The sequence below is a fragment of the Tardiphaga sp. vice154 genome, assembly GCF_007018645.1.
Classification (GTDB): Bacteria; Pseudomonadota; Alphaproteobacteria; order Rhizobiales; family Xanthobacteraceae; genus Tardiphaga.
This window is the reverse complement of the sequence record NZ_CP041399.1, coordinates 4759065-4776016: the sequence shown is the minus strand read 5'-3', so window position 1 is coordinate 4776016 and position 16952 is coordinate 4759065. Positions and strand designations below refer to the sequence as shown.

The window sequence follows — 16952 nt, the reverse complement described above, 5'->3', positions numbered from 1 at the left end:
TCCCCCCTTGCGGGGGAGGGTCGGGGAGGGGGGTAGCCGCGAGCTCGGAGTTTGTGGCACCCCCACCCCCGGCCCCTCCCCGCAACGGGGAGGGGAGTCCATGAAGCTCTCTCGCTTCAATATCACCGCTCTCGCGCTCGGCGCCGCGTTTCTCTATCTACCGATCGTCATTCTGGTGATCTATTCCTTCAACGCCTCGCGGCTGGTGACGGTGTGGGGCGGCTGGTCGACGCGCTGGTACAGCGAACTCTTCAATGACCGTGCGATGCTCGAAGCCGCCTGGATGAGCGCGCGTGTCGCCGTCGCCTCGGCGACGCTGGCGACGCTGCTCGGCACGCTGGCTGCAATTGCGCTGACCCGCGGCGAGCGCTTTCGCGGCCGCACGCTGATGTCCGGTATGCTGTACGCCCCGCTGGTGATGCCGGAAGTCATCACCGGCCTGTCGCTGCTGCTGCTGTTCGTGGCGCTGGGTGCCGAGCGCGGCTTCTGGACGGTGACGATCGCCCACACCACGCTGACGATGTGCTTCGTCGCCGTGGTCGTGCAATCGCGTCTTGCCGGTCTCGACCGCAGCCTGGAAGAGGCCGCGATGGACCTCGGCCGTGATCCCGCGCGCGCCTTTGTCGCCGTGACGCTGCCGCTGATCTGGCCGGCGATGGCGGCGGGCTGGATGCTGGCTTTCACGCTGTCGCTCGACGATCTCGTCATCGCCAGCTTCACCACCGGGCCGGGCTCCGCGACGTTACCGATCCGGATCTATTCGGAAGTACGTCTCGGCGTGAAACCGGAGATCAATGCGATATGCACGCTGATCATCGGCTTCATCGCGTTGATTATTGTGAGCGCCTCGTTGCTGTCGAAGCTGTCCGGCGCCCGCGGCGAGAGCGCCGCGCCGCTATAGGCTGATCGAGGAAACCCTCCACGTCGTTGCGAGGAGCGCAGCGACGCGGCAATCCAGGAAGCCGCAAGCGAAGACTGGATTGCTTCGTCGCAAGGGCTCCTCGCAATGACGGCTGATGTTATTCCGCTTTCGCTGCCGCCGGTGCCTCCGCCGGCTTTTCAACAGCCGCTTCCGGCTCTTTCTTCGCGCCGCCGGTAAACCGTTCCAGCACCGAGCGCACGGCGTCGCGGGTCTTGCGGTCCTTCACGGCGTCGAGCAAAGGCGCGGCACCCGGCGAGCGGCGGATCAGGCTTTCCGGGTCGGGGAAGATCAATGGGTCGTCCCACGGGCCCTGGATCACGAAGGGCAGGTCAAAGCCGCCGGGGGCGTTGGCGACCGAGACCAGGCTGGCGACGCCTTTCAGGTCGTATTCTCTGGAGGGCACCGACGCCGTGCCGGTCAGGCTCAGCCGTGCCGCCGGCCCCTCGATGCGGATGTCCTGCGCGGTGGCCGTGCCGTCGTTGAACCTGACGCTCATGTTGAGCGTCGTGAACGGCGTCGAGCCGGAGCGGAAATTGCCGGCGCCGGACAGCGGCCGGCGCTCCAGCCGCTTCAACAATTGCTCGACATTGAAGCCGCTGATGGCGCCGTCATGGCCGGTCAGCGTCGCGGTGCCGTCGAGCGATTGCGCCAGGCCGAACGGCGACGAGCCGGAGGCTTCCAGCGCCATCGACAGGTTGCCGCGGCCGGACAGCTTGTTGGTGCCGAACAGATCGGAGGCCGTGGCCTGCAGGTCGACGTCGCTGAACTGGAACTGGGCCTTCACGTCGGCCACCGCATCGGAATGCGCGATGCCGAACGAGCCGCGGACGATGCCGCCATAGATCTGCGCCTCGCCGACCGACAGCGCCAGGGTGCCGCCGCGCAGATTGGCGCCGAGCGCAGTGCGTCCGAGTACCGAGGAGCCGACCGTGACCTTGGCGGCCGACAGCCGCATGTCGAGATCGGTTGTCGATAGTGCATTCAGATCGAACAATTGCCGGTTCCAGTCGCGGGCACCGGAGGCCAGCAACCGCACCGTCGAGATGTAGGGCGTGAAGTCGAGCGCGCCGGCGGCGAGCGTCGCCTGCAGGGTCTGGCGGCCATTGTTGCTATAGGTCATGACGCCTTCGGCGACATTGCCGTCGAGTTCGACATTGACGTTGGTCAGCGCGATCGCCGGTCCCACCAGGCTGGCGCGGGCCTTCAGCGCGAAGCGGCCGAAACCGCCGGCGCCGGGCGGCGCCTGGCCGACCCAGCGCAGCGCGTTGCGCAGTGACGGGCTGTCGGCCGTGACGGTGCCTTCCATGATCAGGCTGGCGCGGTTGGCCACCGATCCGTCGAAGGCCAGCTTGATCGGGGCGCTGACCATCCTCGCCTTCAGCCCGGAGCGGTCGCCGGACAAAGCGGCGATGAAATCGCTGACGCTGATGCTGCCGTCGATCCGCTCGCCCCGCCAGTCGAACTGGCCGGTGGCGGCGAACGAGCGCGAGATCGAGGGCCAGGCCAGCGACAGGTCGATGTCGCCGATCCGCTCGTTATTGACGGGGTCCTGATAGCTCAGCTCGCCGTCCTGAATGCGGATTTCCGAGAACGACAGCGGATGGTCGGCACCGGGCTTCATGGTGCGCGCGATGGTTTCGATGAACGGCGTCCAGTTGCTGTTGCCGGCGGCGTCGCGGACCACGTTGATGCGCGGCCGCAGCATCATCAGGTCGGAAATCTCGAAGCGCTGCGTCAACAGCGGCAGCAGGCGCAGATTGGCCGTCAGTACGTCAACCGACAAAGCGGGGTCGATCGAGCCGCCGCCCTTCAGGCCGACATCGTGGAACGAGACATAGCTGCCGGGGAATACCGAGACATCGACGGGGCCGTGGACGACGAGGTCGAGCCCGGTGACGGCGCGGATCTGCGTTTCCACCGCGCTGCGCAGGGCGTCGCGGTTGAGCAGCCAGGACATCGCGAACAGCCCGACCAGCGCAATGCCGAGGAGCGCCACAACCGGCATCCCCAAGCGTCGTATTCCTTGGGCAATCGTCAATGAACTATCCGGGTTGGTTGGACCATCGCAGGCACGGGCGCGTCCGATGCCCAGCTCCGCCAAGGCGCGCAATTTGCTCGGTTTTCTTGACGCTTTCAAGGCCGGAGGTGGGGGGATGGGGTCGCAGCTTGTGCCGGAATCGGGGTCAGATTGACCTGCCGCGACAATTCCGCCAAATAATCCGCACAATAGGATCGGCTCACGCCATTCAGCGCTTTCCTCCATCAGGTCGAATCCCCCATGAACAAGGTCTATCCCGACGCCAAGTCGGCTCTCGAAGGAATACTCAAGGACGGCATGATGGTCATGTCGGGCGGCTTCGGCCTGTGCGGCATCGCCGAGGCGCTTTCCGACGCGCTGCGCGAATCCGGCGTCAAGGATCTCACCGTGGTCTCCAACAATGCCGGCGTTGACGGCATCGGCCTGTCGCGGCTTTTGGAAACCCGCCAGATCAAGAAGATGATCTCGTCCTATGTCGGCGAGAACAAGCTGTTCGCCCAGCAGTACCTCGCCGGTGAACTGGAACTCGAATTCTCCCCGCAGGGCACGCTGGCTGAGCGCATCCGCGCCGGCGGCGCCGGCATTCCCGGATTCTACACCAAGACCGGCGTCGGCACGCTGATCTCGGAGGGCAAGCCGACGATGGATTTCGACGGCGAGACCTACATGCTGGAAAAGGGCCTGTTCGCCGACCTCGCGATCGTCCATGCCTGGAAGGGCGACACCGCCGGCAACCTCGTCTACCGCAAGACCGCGCGCAATTTTAACCCGATGATGGCGACCGCCGCCAAATTCACCATTGCCGAGGTCGAGCACCTCGTCCCGGCCGGCGAGATCGATCCCGACCACATCCACACCCCCGGCATTTTCGTCAAGCGCATCATCGAGGTCGGCACCGCCAACAAGCGGATCGAGAAAGTGACCTCGCGCAAGCGCCCGGGCGAAGCGACCCCCGAAGCAGCAACCGGAGTTGAAATCTGATGGCCTGGACCCGCGATCAAATGGCTGCCCGCGCAGCCAAGGAATTGAAGGACGGATTCTACGTCAACCTCGGCATCGGCATCCCGACCCTGGTGTCGAACTACATTCCCGAGGGCGTCGATGTGCAGCTGCAAAGCGAGAACGGCATGCTCGGCATGGGCCCGTTCCCCTATGAGGGCGAAGAAGACCCCGACCTGATCAACGCCGGCAAGCAGACCGTGACCGAACTGCCGAGCACCAGCTATTTCTCGTCCGCCGATTCGTTCGGCATGGTGCGCGGCGGTCACATCGATCTGTCCATCCTCGGCGCGATGCAGGTGGCGCAGAACGGCGATCTCGCCAACTGGATGATCCCCGGCAAGATGGTCAAGGGCATGGGCGGCGCGATGGACCTCGTCGCCGGCGTCAAGCGCGTCGTGGTGGTGATGGAGCATTCCGCCAAGGACGGCCCGAAACTGCTGAAGAGCTGCAACCTGCCGCTGACCGGCACCCATGTCGTCGACATGGTGGTCACGGATCTCGCGGTGTTCACCATCGACAAGCACGGTAATGAAGGGATGGCGCTGATCGAGCTCGCCGATGGCGTGACGCTGGATCAGGTCAAGGCCAACACCGAAGCCGAGTATCGCGTCGCGCTGACAAATACGTAAGGGCGTCCTTCTTCTTCCTTCTCCCCTTGTGGGAGAAGGTGGCCGCGCGAAGCGCGGCCGGATGAGGGGGAATGTTTGGCTCGGAGCTTGTGGTACCCCTCACCCGTCTCGAACCGCTACGCGGTTCGATCCACCCTCTCCCACAAGGGGAGAGGGAAGGAGGAAAGAACGCCTTCCCATGCGCGACCGTCTTGAAGACAAGGCCTTCCTGATCCTGATCGTCGCGGTTTCGCTGGCGTTCGCCTGGATACTGACGTCGTTCTACGGCGCCATCCTGTGGGGCGTCGTGATCGCGATCATGTTCGCGCCTTTATACCGGCGGCTGTTGCGCATGATGCCCGAACGACCCACGGCAGCGTCGGTGATCATGTTGCTGGGAATCGTCCTGATCGTGATCCTGCCGCTGACCTTGATCGCAGCGGCGTTGACCCAGCAGGGCGCGGCCGTGGTCGGCCGGATGCAATCCGGGGAGCTGAATTTCGGCAAGCTGTTGCAGCAGGTTCTCGATGCATTGCCGGGCTGGGCCACCGGCCTGCTCGACCGGTTCGGCGTGGCAAGCCTCGGCGAAATGCAGGAGAAGGTGACGTCCGGCCTGATCAAGGGCGGGCAGACCATCGCCTCGCAGGCGCTCGACATCGGCCAGAGCACCTTCTCCTTCATGGTCAGCCTGGCGATCATGCTGTATCTGCTGTTCTTCCTGTTCCGGGACGGCGACAGGCTGGCACGCGGCGTCAAGGAGGCGATCCCGCTGCAGCCCGGGCTTCGTGACGAGTTGCTGGAAAAGTTCACGATCGTGATCCGCGCCACGGTGAAGGGCAACCTGCTGGTGGCCCTGGCGCAGGGCGCGCTGGGCGGCCTCATCTTCTGGATTCTCGGCATCAACGCGGCGCTGCTGTGGGCGGTGCTGATGGCGTTCCTGTCGCTGCTGCCCGCGGTCGGTGCCGGTCTGGTCTGGATACCGGTCGCCGTCTATTTGCTGGCTACCGGCTCGTTCTGGCAGGGCGCGATCCTGATTGCCTATGGTGTCCTGGTGATCGGCCTGGTCGACAACATCATGCGCCCGATACTGGTCGGCAAGGATACTAAACTGCCGGATTATATCGTGCTGATCTCGACGCTTGGCGGCATCGAGGCCTTCGGGCTGAACGGCTTCGTCGTCGGCCCGGTGATCGCGGCGATGTTCATTGCGGCGTGGCAGATTTTCTCGCATCAGCGCAAGCAGGAAAACATGGGTCCGTAAACGCTACGCCGGCCCCTGCGGGACGTCGGCAAAGCGCGTCAGCCACATCACCGGCGGAATGCTGGCCGCTACGATCAAGAGTGCCGCCAGCGCGCCTTCCTCGAAACTGCCGCGGCTGGCGTATTGATAGATCGAGGTCGCCAGCGTCTCGACATTGAGCGGGCGCAACAGCAGCGTCGCCGGCAACTCCTTCAGCCCATCGACAAACACTACGATCACGGCGCCGAGCAGCGCCGGTCGCAGCAGCGGCAGATGAATCCGGCGCAACGTGGTGAGATCAGGCGCGCCGGCCGATCGTGCGCTGTCGTCGTAGTCGACGGGAATCCGTTCAAACCCGGCCTTGATGAAACCGGTCGGCACCGCCAGAAAGCGGATCACATAGGCGGTCACCACCGCCGCGCCGGAGCCGATCATGATCAATCCGGGGGGCACCATGCCGAGCCACGCGGCCACCGCGTTGAACGCGCCATCGATCGCGAGCAGCGGCGTCAGCAGGCCGAGCGCGAGCACCAGACCGGGCACCGCATAGCCGGCCTGCGCCACCGCCAGCGACAGATCGGCCAGTCCGGAGGCCCGCCAGCGCCGGGCGACGATCACGGTCAGGCCGAGCAGCAGCGCGATGGCCGTGGCGGTGCCGGCGAGCACGATGCTGTGGCCGGCGTCGCGCCACACGGAGCCCGCGCCCGACCACAATTCGCGGCGAAGGGTCTCGCGCAACAAATACAGCAGAGGCACCGCAAAGCCGAGCAGTGCCGGTGTCATACAGGCCGCGAACGCCAGCGCGGCCCTGATGCCATGAAGCGGCTTGCGGGGCGCCAGCCGCGGATTTTCCGCTGAAAACTCGACGCTGACTTGGTTGCGGCCGATGCGCTCGACCGCGATCAGCAACGCGACGATCGCCAGCATCAACAGCGAAAGCTGCGCCGCACCGGGCAGGCTGCCGCGGTTCAGCCAGGTGGTAAAAACCGACACCGTCAGCGTGCGTACGCCGAGATATTCGCTGGCGCCGATATCGTTCAGCGTTTCCAGCGACACCAGGGCCACGCCCACCGCCAGCGCCGGTCGCGCCATCGGCAGCGACACCCGGCGGAAGGTGGTCCAGCGGCCGGCGCCCAGTACTTTGGCCGCTTCGGCGAAGTCGGCGCTGCGATGCTGAAACATGGCGCGCGCGGAGAGGTAGACATAGGGATACAGCACGAGGCCGATGACGAAGATCGCGCCCGGCAACGAGCGCAGGTTCGGCAGCCAGCGGATGGCGTCGGCTGTCGGCATGGCGGTGGCGAGCGCCTGATGCACGAGGCCGAGCGGCTCGAACAGGTCGACATAGACATAAGCCGCCAGATAGGTCGGGATCGCCAGCGGCATCGGCATCAGCCAGATCAGCAGGCGGCGTCCGGCGAAGTTATGCGTCGAGATCAGCCAGGCCGAGCCGGCGCCGATGCCAAGCGTCACGATGCCGACACCGAGCAGCAGCAACGCCGTATCGCCCAACGCCTGCGGCAGCACATAGGCGACCAGATGCGGCCACAGCTCCGGCACGGGCTGCAGCGCCAGCAGCAGGATGCTGACCACCGGCGCCGCCACGGCCAGCGCGGTCAGCGCGGCGATGGTGGTGGCTGTGAACTGGATGTGACGTGATTTCACGCTCGCGCTTTCTTACCCTCTCCCCTTGTGGGAGAGGGTGGCCGCGCGTAGCACGGACGGGTGAGGGGTTGTGTTCTGCGGCACCCCCTCATCCGACGCGGACTTCGTCCGCGCCACCTTCTCCCACAAGGGGAGAAGGAAGAAGAAGTGCCGAGCTGTGCGCCATCCTCAATTATCGAACCCGACCTTGTCGACCAGCGTCGCAGCGGCCTTGCGGTTGGCGGCGATCTTCGCCATCGGCATCGGATCCGGATCGAGCTTGCCGTAGCCGGCAATGGTCGGGTTGATCGCGACGCCCGCGCGCACCGGATATTCGTAATTGGCGTCGGCATAGATCTGCTGGGCCTGCTCGCCGGCCAGCCACTCGATCAGCTTCAGCGCATTGGCCTTGTTCGGCGCGTGCTTGGCCAGCAGCACGCCGGACAGGTTTACATGGGTGCCGCCGCCTTCGAAGGTCGGCAGGATCACGCGGGTGGCTTCCGCCCACGGCTTCTTGTCAGGATCGGCGTTCATCATCAGCGCCCAGTAATAGGTATTGCCGATGCCGAGGTCGCACTTGCCGGCCGCGACGTCGCGCGCCGTCTCGCGGTCGCCGCCCGACGGTTTTTGGGCGAGGTTGGCCTTGACGCCGTGCAGCCACGCTTCGGCCTTCGCCTCGCCGTGGTGAGCGACATAGGCGGCAAACAGCCCGTTGTTGTAGATATGCTGGCCGGAGCGGATGCAGATCCGGCCCTTCCACTTCGGGTCCGCCAGTTCTTCGTAAGTAATGGTGTCCTGCTTGACGCGGTCCCTCGCGGCATAGATCACGCGGGCGCGCATCGAGATGCCGGCCCAGTGGCCGTCGGGATCGCGATATTGCGCAGGCACGTTCTTGTCGATCACGTCCGACTTGATAGGCTGCGTCACGCCGGCCTGCACGGCCTCGTCGATGCGGCCGATATCGACGGTCAGCAACACGTCGGCCGGGCTGTTGGCGCCCTCGGCCTTCATGCGTTGCTCGAGGCCGGACGAGGCGGAGATCACGTTGACCTTGATGCCGGTGTCCTTGCTGAACGCCTCGAACAGCGGCTGCACCAGTTTGGTTTCGCGGTAGGTGTAGACGTTGACCCCCTCGGCGGCGTGCGCGGTGGAGGCGCCGAAACAGGCGAGGGCAAAAACGGCGGTAACAACGGGACGCGCGATCATGAACAACTCCGGACAGCGGGCAATGTGGATGGAGTAGCGCAGTAGGTGGCCACAGACGCGCGACGCAATGTCGCGATTCTACCGTTCTAGAGAGATTCCAGATTTCCGCTGCTGCGAGCTGTGCGGTCGTGCGCCACGGCATTCCGTTGCGCGTGGTCACACGCAACGTTGTAGATTCCCGGATGACAGAACGGGCCCTGGGCGGGCACACATCGCAACTTCGGTGTCTGGATATGCGATCCTGTGCAATTAGGTAGCAGGGTAAATGGAGGGTGGACCGCTTCACCGGTTGCGGTTCGTATTAAGTTAAGGGTAAGACGCTAGCCTTAGCTGCAATTCTGGCACGGAACGGCAGCTCAGATGATGTCCATGGTGAAGCTACAATTGCATCCGCGAACAGGCCTTCGCCGATCCGCGCTTGTGATACTCGGCGTTGTCCTCGGTCTTGTGCTGCCGGGCGGGGCCAATGCTCAGACGCTGCGCGTCGGTGGTACCGGCGCAGCGGCAGGAATGATGAAGACCCTTGGCGAGGCGTTCTCTGCGGCGACCCCGGGCGTTCGGCTGGACATCGTGCCGAGTCTCGGAAGTTCAGGGGGGATCGCCGCCGTCCGGGATGGGGCGCTCGATCTTGCCGCCTCGTCGCGCGAACTGAAGCCCGAGGAAGCTGCGGCGTCGCTGCGGGCCATGCATTTTGCGACGTCTCCATTCGGTCTGGTCAGTTCGAATTCCGCTCCGGGAGATATCAAGAGCGCTGATATAGCGGGGTTCTACGCCAGCGCAGCTTCGACCTGGCCGGATGAATCGCCGGTGCGCGTTATTCTGCGTCCGCGCAGCGAAAGCGATTCCACGCTACTTGGTGCGACATTCCCGGGCATGGTTGCGGCGATCGCCACCATGCGGGAACATCGTGACATCCCCGTCGCGGCGACCGATCAGGACAACTTCCGGATGGCTGAACGGATCGATGGTTCACTGGTCGCCGCCAGCCTGACGCAGGTTCTGATGGAAAAGCCGCGCCTGCGATTTGTCGCCATCGACGGGGTGGCGCCATCGCTGGAAGATCTGGCGCGGGGCAGCTATCCCTACGGCAAGAAATTCTATCTGATACGATCGGCGCGACAAAACCCGACCGTCGATCGCTTTGTCGAATTCCTTCGCTCGCCCGCCGGTGAACGGCTGCTGTGGCAGACCGGAAATCTGACGGTTGCGCATGAGTGATCATGACCATATCGAGCGCCAAGGGCGCTCGTTACGCCGCACCGTGAACGCGGTGGCGCTCTCGATTGCCTGTCTGATCGGCGTGGGCGTGCCTGCAGGCTATGCCGTGGTCGGCTACGGTTTCGAAAGCTCGCGCGCTGCGTTCCGCGTCCAGCTCGGTGCCCATCGCCTGTCGAGGTTCATCTACGAAAACGCGGTGATGTGGCAGTACCAGACGGTGCGCCTTGCCGAAGTCGTCGAGTTGCCGGAGGCGTCGATGGAGGGCGCACGCGAGTGGATCTTCGACCAGGACGGCAATCAGATATTTTCCGGCGGCACGCAGGCGTCTCGCTTCGAACTGAGCCGCGTCGCGCCGGTGGTCGTCGCTGGGGCAACGGTTGGATCGTTTCAGTTCTCCGTCCCGCTCGATCCGCTGCTGCGTCGCCTGGGTATTGTCTCGCTGCTGTCGATTCTGCTCAGCCTTGGCAGCTACTTCGCAGTTCGGGTGCTGCCGCTGCGCGCGCTCGACCGGGCCCTGCGGGAGCTCAGTGCGGCCAATGCGGTCATATCGCGAAAGAATGCCGATCTGCTCGACCAGAACCAATCGCTCGAGGCGCGCGAAGTTGAACTGCGGCGGGCGGAAGCCACCCTCACGCAACGTTCCGGCCAGCTCGTCGAGGCCCAGCGGATGGGGAAAATCGGCGACTGGAGCTATCGACTGGGCGACGACGACATCTGGTGGTCGCCGGAGCTGTATTCGCTTCTGGAATATGATCCGGTGAGCTTCCGTACCAGCCACGCTGCGGTCGTGGGCGGCTACATCGACGACGGCGCGCAGCGCGTGCTCGAAGCCCAGGCCGAGGTGGCGCGCACCGGAGCGATCAAGAGCGTCGATATCAAGTATCGGCGGGGCGATAATTCGATCGGCGATCTGGTCGTAACCAACAAGGCGACGAGCGATGCCGACGGGCATATCATCGGCTTTCACGGCACCATTCAGGACATCTCGGAACGAAAGCGCGCCGAGGAGCAGCTCGAACAGTTGGCCTATCATGATCCGCTGACGGCGCTGGCCAACCGCGCGCTGTTCCACCGCGAACTCAATAGTCTGCTGGTGCGGCAGCTGGTTGGTAAAAGCGGTGCGCTGCTATTGCTGGACCTCGACCGTTTCAAGGAGGTCAACGACTCGCTGGGGCACGCGGCAGGAGACGAACTGCTGGTTCGCGTCGCGCATCTGCTCTCGCGCCAGCTCGGTAGCCGTCACGTTCTCAGTCGTCTCGGCGGAGACGAGTTCGCGATCATCGTGCGAAGCTATACTGCCCTCGCAGAGGTCGAGACGCTGGCTGCACAGGTAATCTCGGCGATCGCCGACCCGATCTCGCTGAGCTCCGGTGAAGTGCTGGTTGGCGCCAGCATCGGGATCGCGCTGTTCCCGCATGACGGCAACAATGTCGGCGATCTGTTGCGCCATGCCGATCTCGCGCTTTACCAGGCGAAAGAGGAAGGTCGCGGACGCGCCAAGTTCTTCAATCCCGACATGAGCGAAATCGTCCAGCACAAGATTGCGCTCGCGCGCGACCTGCGCGGCGCCGTTCAGCAGAACTGCGGACTTGCGGTGCACTACCAACCGCAGGCGGATCTTTCGTCTGGCCGGGTGGTTGGCTTTGAGGCGCTGCTGCGCTGGAACCATCCGGTGCGCGGCAACGTCCCTCCGGCGGAGTTCATCCCGATCGCTGAGAGTTCGCAGCTGATCTGCGATCTCGGTCTGTGGGTGTTACGCGCGGCCACCAACCAGGCCAAGCGCTGGATCGATGCCGGTGAGCCGCCGCGAGAGGTCGCGGTTAACGTGTCCGCCGCCCAGATATGGCATTCGGACTTCATCGGCGATGTCGTACGCGTGCTTAACGAGACCAGGCTGCCGCCGCATCTGCTGTGCCTCGAACTGACGGAAAGCCTGATGGCCGACCATGCCGTGGGACGGGTCCGCAAGGTGCTCACCGAGCTCAAGAAACTGGGCGTCACGCTGGCGCTCGATGATTTCGGGACCGACTATTCGTCGCTCGGCTATCTGACCCAGTTGCCGTTCGACAAGCTGAAGATCGACCGCATCTTCATCGACGGCATCGCTGAATCCGCCAGGGCCCGCAAACTGCTCGAAGGCATCGTTGCGCTCGGGCGCGGTCTGGGCATGACCATCGTGGCCGAAGGCGCGGAGAAAGTCGCCGAAGTGGAGATCCTTCGCAGCTTCCGCTGCGACATGGTCCAGGGCTACGTCTATGCCCGGCCAATGATCGGGAGCGAGGCGATCGCCTTCGCGCGGAGCAAGGATCACGACGCGGACGCGGGCCTGATGACAGTTCAGGCAGCGGTGGCCTGAACCGCGCGTGCTATGCCTTCACCCTGGCGTCGGCGAATACCACTTCGATCAGCGTGCCGGAGCTTGGCGCGGTCTTGATCTGGAAGCGGGCGCGGTTGGCTTCGACCAGCGCCTTGGTCAGCGACAGACTGACGGCCGCGCTGTCCGGCGCCTGGTCGTTCGGGGCTTGGTGGCTGAACGGCTCCATGGCCGCGGCGAGCTCGCTGTCATTGAGGCCGTGGCCGGTGTCGCGGACGCGCAGCACCACGTCGCCCTCGTCCGACAGCGCGGTGGAGACGATCACCTGCCCACCGGCATTGGCGAGATGGATCGAGTTGCCGATCAGGTTCAGCGTTATCTGGCGCAGCGCGCGGGCATCGGCGGTGACCACCGGCGCGAGATGCGACAGCGAGGTACGGATGATGATGCGACCGCGATTGGCTTGCGGCTGCATCACCGAGACGCATTGCTCCACCATCTCGTTGAGGTTTTGCGCGGCGAAAGACAGATCCAGCTTGCCGGTCTCGATCCGTGACAGGTCGAGCAGGTCGTTGACGATCGTCAGCACACGCTCGCCAGAGGCGCGCACGTCTTTCATGTAATCCAGATATCGCTCGTTGCCGAGCGCGCCGAAACGCTCGTCGATCATCACTTCGGCGAAGCCGATGATGGCGTTGAGCGGCGTGCGGACCTCGTGGCTGATCCGCGCCAGCACGTCGGCCTTGGCGGTCGCTGCGTGGTCCGCCTGGCGCCGTGCGGCGAGCAGTTCGCTTTCGGTCTTCTTGGCCTGCGTCAGATCGCGCAGCACGGCGAAGAAGTTGCCGGCGTCCGAGCGGGTGCGGCCGATCATCACCGACATCGGCACCAGGCCCCCGGCGCGAACCTGGCCAAGCGCCTCGCGGCCCTGCTCGAACAGGCTGGCGACATTGTCCTGCTTGATGGCCTCGATATATTCGCGCAGCACGCGCTGGCTCTCCTGGGCGAACAGGTCGATCAAATTGCGCTGTGTCAGCAGCGCGCCGTCATAGCCGAACAGCGCCTCGGCGCTGCGGTTGCAGGCGTGGATATTGCCTTCGGCGTCGAACATCACGACGCCTTCCGCCATGGTGTCGAGGATCGCGGCGAGTTCTTCCGCATTGGCCTGGCCGGCGACCGGCGCTTCGGCGGCTATCGCGGGTGCTGCAACCTCGGCCGGCTGCCCGGCAGCAACGACTGGCGCCGTGCCAAAAATCAGTCCTTCGGCGGGTTCGCCGTCCCACTCGACCGCGAACATGCGGACATCGGTCGGCACCGCAGAGCCGCCAAGGCCGGGCTCTGCATAATGCGCGTCTAGCCCGCCGGCCTGTTCGAGGGCGTCCAGGCTGGGATAGCCCATCATGGACAGGAAAGCCGGATTGGCGTGTATCAGCCGATCCTCCCGGGTGACCAGCACCGGCACCGGCAACAGGTCGAGCAGAGCCTGTTCGCGCGCCACGCCAGAGCCTGGCGCCACGTCAGGGCTTGCACCTTCGTCGGTCGACGCAGCTTCGAACGAGGAATCGGAAGACTGTACGCCTTCGATGCCCACCTCGGCCTCAAGCCTCGCCGACAACTGCCGCGCCAATTCGTGGAAGGCGTTGTTTTCGACCGGCGTCAGTGTCGGCGATTTGAGATCGCCCGGCTGGAACAGCACGACGTTCTGCAAAGGGTCCGCGTGAAGGTCCGGTTCGATGGTCGTTGTCATGTCGGATTCGGTCTCGGGGGTAAGCGCGTTCGGTTCGTCTTCGAGGCTGTCGCCAACCGGTCCGGCCTGGGCGATGTCCGCAGACAGCGATGGCGGCAGTGGATCGTCCGGCGGGACGGGGCGGGGCGGGGCGATCAGCTGAGCGATCGCTTCGAAATTGCGGCAGATGCCGAAGCCGCGCCAACCGTATACATGGTGATCGCGGTCGAACAACGGCAACCCGGCCATTTCGACCGGCAACCGGCCGCCGCCATCGACCGGCCACAGCAGCGTGATGCCGCTCCACGGCGCGCGTGTCGTGAGCGCAGCGGCCATGCGCCCGTCGGGATCGAGGCCGCGATCGGCGGCAATCTCGGTCCAGGGACCGGAAGCGGCCGCACTCGGCGCGCCGATCAGACGCAGGAATTCGTCCGAATTCAGCGCAAAGCGGCCGTCGGCATCGATCTGCCAGGTGAAGCGCAGCGGCGTGCTGCGCGGCGCCAACGCTGCAAGCTCCGGCCCGGCCGCGGGTTCGTCGGCCACGGCTTCGACAAAGGGCGATGGTTCGGAATCGGCCCGCGGCGATACCGCGGCCTGCGAGGGCGCTCCGGTCCGCGCGACGGTCTCGGCAATCGCGGCTTCCAGTTCGGACGTCGGCTCGGGCTCGGGTGCCACTTCGCGATCTTCGAGGACGGCTTCCCGTTCGATGGCGTGATCGACTTCGGTCTCGTGCGCGGTCAGTTCGGGCGGTGCCCGCCTGGCGTCGGCCTCGACCGCATCCTCGGCATCCGCCGGTTCGGTTGGCGGGGCTTGGCTTTCGACGCGCGTGGATTGCAGCATCTCGGCCGGCGGTTCGATCGGCGTAGCCTGCGCCACGCGAGGCACGATCAGCGCGACCAGCCCGACATCGGCGCCGCTGCCGACGCGTTGCAGCACCATATGGCCGAAGCCGATCGGGGTCTCGTGGCGTCCCACCTGCAGTGCATCGTTGCGCGCGCTGTCGAGGTCAGCCCCATTGAGGTCGTGGAAACCGAGCAAAGCCTGCGCTGCCGGGGAGGCGCCGATGAATTGCCCGTCGCGCGCAAACGCGGCAATCGGCGCGTCGATGCCCTCGACCAGATTTTGCAACCGCTGCAGGAGCGGCATGAAGCGGCCCGTCGGCTCCACCGCCACCACCAGCAGGCCGGCGCCGCCATCGGTGAAGTCCAGCCGTGCGCAGGCGCAGGTCATCAGGCTGCCGAGCGCTGCGCCAAATCCGCGCAGCCGCTCCAGCCGTACCGCGCCGTTTTCCGGCAGCCGCTCGCCGAGTTGCGCGATCTGGCGGCGATGCGGATCGGCGGGGCCGAAGCTTCTGGTGAACAGGGCTGCGGCGTGTTCGGCATCGAACAGCCTTGCGCCGACCGGATTGGCCCACAGGATTCGCGTGCCGTCGAGCGACCACAGCCAGGCCGGCTGGTTGCTTGTCGCGTGCAAGGCCAGCCTGGCATCGCTGACGCCTCGCAACTGGATTTCCGCGCTGTTCATCGGCACTTCATGGCTTACGAATGGAGACCCGCGGGGCGAGTCGGCGGCTTCATCGTTTCAGCATTAACACTTAATTCAGTATCGCGCGCGGTGACGCGCAGGTCCACGGCAGCGCCGTTTTTGCATCGTCGAATGTGGAACAACGTTAATTTGCAAGAGCTGCCGAACGGCTGGCCGGCCATTGTGTGGGGAGTTGCAAAACCAATGCAATGGTTCACGATGGAGCGCGGGACAGCACGCCGCCTCAACATCGACGTCTGGCTCGCAAGAAGGCAGAGATCACGGGAAACAGCCCAAACGGAGCAGCGGATGGCTCCGTCAACGTACAGAGGAGTGGGACATGAGCGGCGACAAGTTCGAAATTCCCAAGGAAATGCGGACCATGGCCGAGGCCAGTTTCAACCAGGCGCGTGCATCATTCGAGAAGTTCATGGCCGGAGCACACGATACGGCCGCCACCATCGAGGACCGCGGCGCCACCGTACGTGAAGGCGCCAAGGACATCAGCAGCAAGGCCATTACCTTCGCCGAGAAGAACGTCGCCGCGTCGCTGGACTACGCCCAGCAATTGCTGCACGCCAAGGACCTCGGCGAGGTGATGCGATTGCACAGCGAATATGTGCAGGGGCAGATGAAATCTCTCGCCGAGCAGGCCAGTGAGATGGGCCAGATCGTCAGCCGGGCCGCGATGGATGCCGCCAAGCCGAAGACCTGACCAAATTTGGCAACGGTGACCAAACTGCTCGATCTTTCGGCAGAAAACCTATCAAGAACCTATCAAGAGTTGTGAATTCTCAGATGGTCGGCCGAGACGTGAATCTTGGCCGACCAGTTATGCTATATTGCCATGCAATATTTCGTTGCAATGCACAAATCCGATATGATATTCTGTTTACGATGCTTAACGCCGGTTTTGACGGCGTTTCGTTCCGGCTGTCCTGGGGACATTGGCGTCTTTAGCGGCAGTTGACCGGTCTCGTTTTCATTTATTGCAGCGAAGGATGCACGTCATGGCCGACTCCATCGATCCGTTCTCATCTTCCGTCATTCCGTTTCAAGTGCCCGAGCAGGTTCGCGAATTGGCCGAGAAGGGCGTTTCGCAGGTCCGCGAAGGTTACGCCAAGTTCAAGGACGCCGCTGAAACCCATAATGGTACCGTCCAGGCTGTGGTGACCACGGCCGCCCGCGGCGTGACCGATTTGTCGGCGAAAATGCTTGAAATCGTCAAGACCAACACCAATTCGGGGTTGGATTTCGCGCAGGATCTGATCGGCGTGAAGTCGCCGTCGGCGGCGCTGGAACTCTGGATGTCGTTTAACCGCAAGCAGGTCGAAGCCTTTACTGGCCAGACCAGGGAACTCGCCGAACTGACCCAGAAGATTGTCTCGGAAACTGCCGAGCCGATCAAAACCGGCGCCTCCAAGCTGTTCCAGCCCGCAGCCTGATCGGTTTGAACGCACCGAATGCGGAAAGCCCGGGCGTCAGCCCGGGCTTTTTGCTGGCATCGACCCGA

The 16952-nt window shown here is 64.4% G+C and carries 12 protein-coding genes; 8 read left to right on the top strand and 4 right to left on the bottom strand.

Going from position 1 to position 16952, the window contains the following annotated elements; all coding sequences use genetic code 11:
* The first annotated feature begins 100 nt into the window (after nucleotides 1-100).
* Entirely contained in the window at nucleotides 101-901 is an 801-nt protein-coding gene (locus FIU28_RS22435) for an ABC transporter permease (RefSeq protein ID WP_143575318.1), read from the top strand.
* 118 nt (nucleotides 902-1019) lie between these two features.
* On the opposite strand, the gene FIU28_RS22430 is transcribed toward FIU28_RS22435, so the two are convergent.
* Nucleotides 1020-2927, bottom strand: coding sequence for an AsmA family protein (locus tag FIU28_RS22430; protein WP_143576345.1), 1908 nt, complete (start codon nucleotides 2925-2927; stop codon nucleotides 1020-1022).
* Between the two features lie 273 nt (nucleotides 2928-3200).
* Here FIU28_RS22430 and FIU28_RS22425 point away from each other — a divergent pair, with 273 nt between their 5' ends.
* From FIU28_RS22425 to FIU28_RS22415, 3 genes are all read left to right on the top strand, one after another.
* Nucleotides 3201-3941 carry a CoA transferase subunit A gene (locus tag FIU28_RS22425; protein WP_143575317.1) on the top strand — a complete coding sequence of 247 codons (741 nt, stop codon included), beginning with the start codon at nucleotides 3201-3203 and terminating at the stop codon, nucleotides 3939-3941.
* A complete protein-coding gene (locus tag FIU28_RS22420) occupies nucleotides 3941-4591 on the top strand; it encodes a 3-oxoacid CoA-transferase subunit B (RefSeq protein ID WP_143575316.1) in 651 nt (216 codons plus the stop codon). The genes FIU28_RS22425 and FIU28_RS22420 overlap by 1 nt, the downstream gene beginning before the upstream one ends.
* Nucleotides 4592-4769: 178 nt before the next feature.
* A complete protein-coding gene (locus tag FIU28_RS22415; protein ID WP_143575315.1) occupies nucleotides 4770-5831 on the top strand; it encodes an AI-2E family transporter in 1062 nt (353 codons plus the stop codon).
* A gap of 3 nt (nucleotides 5832-5834) precedes the next feature.
* Here FIU28_RS22415 and FIU28_RS22410 read toward each other — a convergent pair whose 3' ends face one another.
* Nucleotides 5835-7475 carry an ABC transporter permease gene (locus FIU28_RS22410; RefSeq protein WP_143575314.1) on the bottom strand — a complete coding sequence of 547 codons (1641 nt, stop codon included), beginning with the start codon at nucleotides 7473-7475 and terminating at the stop codon, nucleotides 5835-5837.
* A gap of 168 nt (nucleotides 7476-7643) precedes the next feature.
* The gene (locus FIU28_RS22405; protein WP_143575313.1) at nucleotides 7644-8660 is read right to left on the bottom strand and encodes a Fe(3+) ABC transporter substrate-binding protein; all 1017 of its coding nucleotides are present in this window, start codon (nucleotides 8658-8660) and stop codon (nucleotides 7644-7646) included.
* A gap of 360 nt (nucleotides 8661-9020) precedes the next feature.
* On the opposite strand from FIU28_RS22405, the gene FIU28_RS22400 reads away from it, so the two are divergent.
* On the top strand, nucleotides 9021-9878 hold the full coding sequence (locus FIU28_RS22400; RefSeq protein WP_143575312.1) for a substrate-binding domain-containing protein: 858 nt from the start codon (nucleotides 9021-9023) through the stop codon (nucleotides 9876-9878).
* Complete coding sequence (locus FIU28_RS22395) at nucleotides 9871-12234, top strand: putative bifunctional diguanylate cyclase/phosphodiesterase (RefSeq protein ID WP_143575311.1); 2364 nt, start codon at nucleotides 9871-9873, stop codon at nucleotides 12232-12234. The genes FIU28_RS22400 and FIU28_RS22395 overlap by 8 nt, the downstream gene beginning before the upstream one ends.
* A 10-nt stretch (nucleotides 12235-12244) precedes the next feature.
* Here FIU28_RS22395 and FIU28_RS22390 read toward each other — a convergent pair whose 3' ends face one another.
* Nucleotides 12245-15439 carry a PAS domain-containing sensor histidine kinase gene (locus tag FIU28_RS22390; protein ID WP_143575310.1) on the bottom strand — a complete coding sequence of 1065 codons (3195 nt, stop codon included), beginning with the start codon at nucleotides 15437-15439 and terminating at the stop codon, nucleotides 12245-12247.
* A 340-nt stretch (nucleotides 15440-15779) separates the two neighbouring features.
* Here FIU28_RS22390 and FIU28_RS22385 point away from each other — a divergent pair, with 340 nt between their 5' ends.
* Both FIU28_RS22385 and FIU28_RS22380 read left to right on the top strand, forming a co-directional pair.
* The gene (locus FIU28_RS22385; RefSeq protein ID WP_143575309.1) at nucleotides 15780-16154 is read left to right on the top strand and encodes a phasin; all 375 of its coding nucleotides are present in this window, start codon (nucleotides 15780-15782) and stop codon (nucleotides 16152-16154) included.
* Between the two features lie 295 nt (nucleotides 16155-16449).
* Nucleotides 16450-16884, top strand: a complete 435-nt coding sequence (locus FIU28_RS22380) for a phasin (RefSeq protein ID WP_143575308.1) — start codon at nucleotides 16450-16452, stop codon at nucleotides 16882-16884.
* The last annotated feature ends 68 nt before the right edge of the window (nucleotides 16885-16952 follow it).

What these genes read in the sequence shown, in the direction of transcription:
- FIU28_RS22435 (WP_143575318.1), top strand. Translation starts at nt 101, where the DNA reads ATGAAGCTCTCTCGCTTCAATATCACCGCTCTCGCGCTCGGCGCCGCG.
- FIU28_RS22430 (WP_143576345.1), bottom strand. Translation starts at nt 2,927, where the DNA reads ATGCCGGTTGTGGCGCTCCTCGGCATTGCGCTGGTCGGGCTGTTCGCG.
- FIU28_RS22425 (WP_143575317.1), top strand. Translation starts at nt 3,201, where the DNA reads ATGAACAAGGTCTATCCCGACGCCAAGTCGGCTCTCGAAGGAATACTC.
- FIU28_RS22420 (WP_143575316.1), top strand. Translation starts at nt 3,941, where the DNA reads ATGGCCTGGACCCGCGATCAAATGGCTGCCCGCGCAGCCAAGGAATTG.
- FIU28_RS22415 (WP_143575315.1), top strand. Translation starts at nt 4,770, where the DNA reads ATGCGCGACCGTCTTGAAGACAAGGCCTTCCTGATCCTGATCGTCGCG.
- FIU28_RS22405 (WP_143575313.1), bottom strand. Translation starts at nt 8,660, where the DNA reads ATGATCGCGCGTCCCGTTGTTACCGCCGTTTTTGCCCTCGCCTGTTTC.
- FIU28_RS22400 (WP_143575312.1), top strand. Translation starts at nt 9,021, where the DNA reads ATGATGTCCATGGTGAAGCTACAATTGCATCCGCGAACAGGCCTTCGC.
- FIU28_RS22395 (WP_143575311.1), top strand. Translation starts at nt 9,871, where the DNA reads ATGAGTGATCATGACCATATCGAGCGCCAAGGGCGCTCGTTACGCCGC.
- FIU28_RS22390 (WP_143575310.1), bottom strand. Translation starts at nt 15,439, where the DNA reads ATGAACAGCGCGGAAATCCAGTTGCGAGGCGTCAGCGATGCCAGGCTG.
- FIU28_RS22385 (WP_143575309.1), top strand. Translation starts at nt 15,780, where the DNA reads ATGAGCGGCGACAAGTTCGAAATTCCCAAGGAAATGCGGACCATGGCC.
- FIU28_RS22380 (WP_143575308.1), top strand. Translation starts at nt 16,450, where the DNA reads ATGGCCGACTCCATCGATCCGTTCTCATCTTCCGTCATTCCGTTTCAA.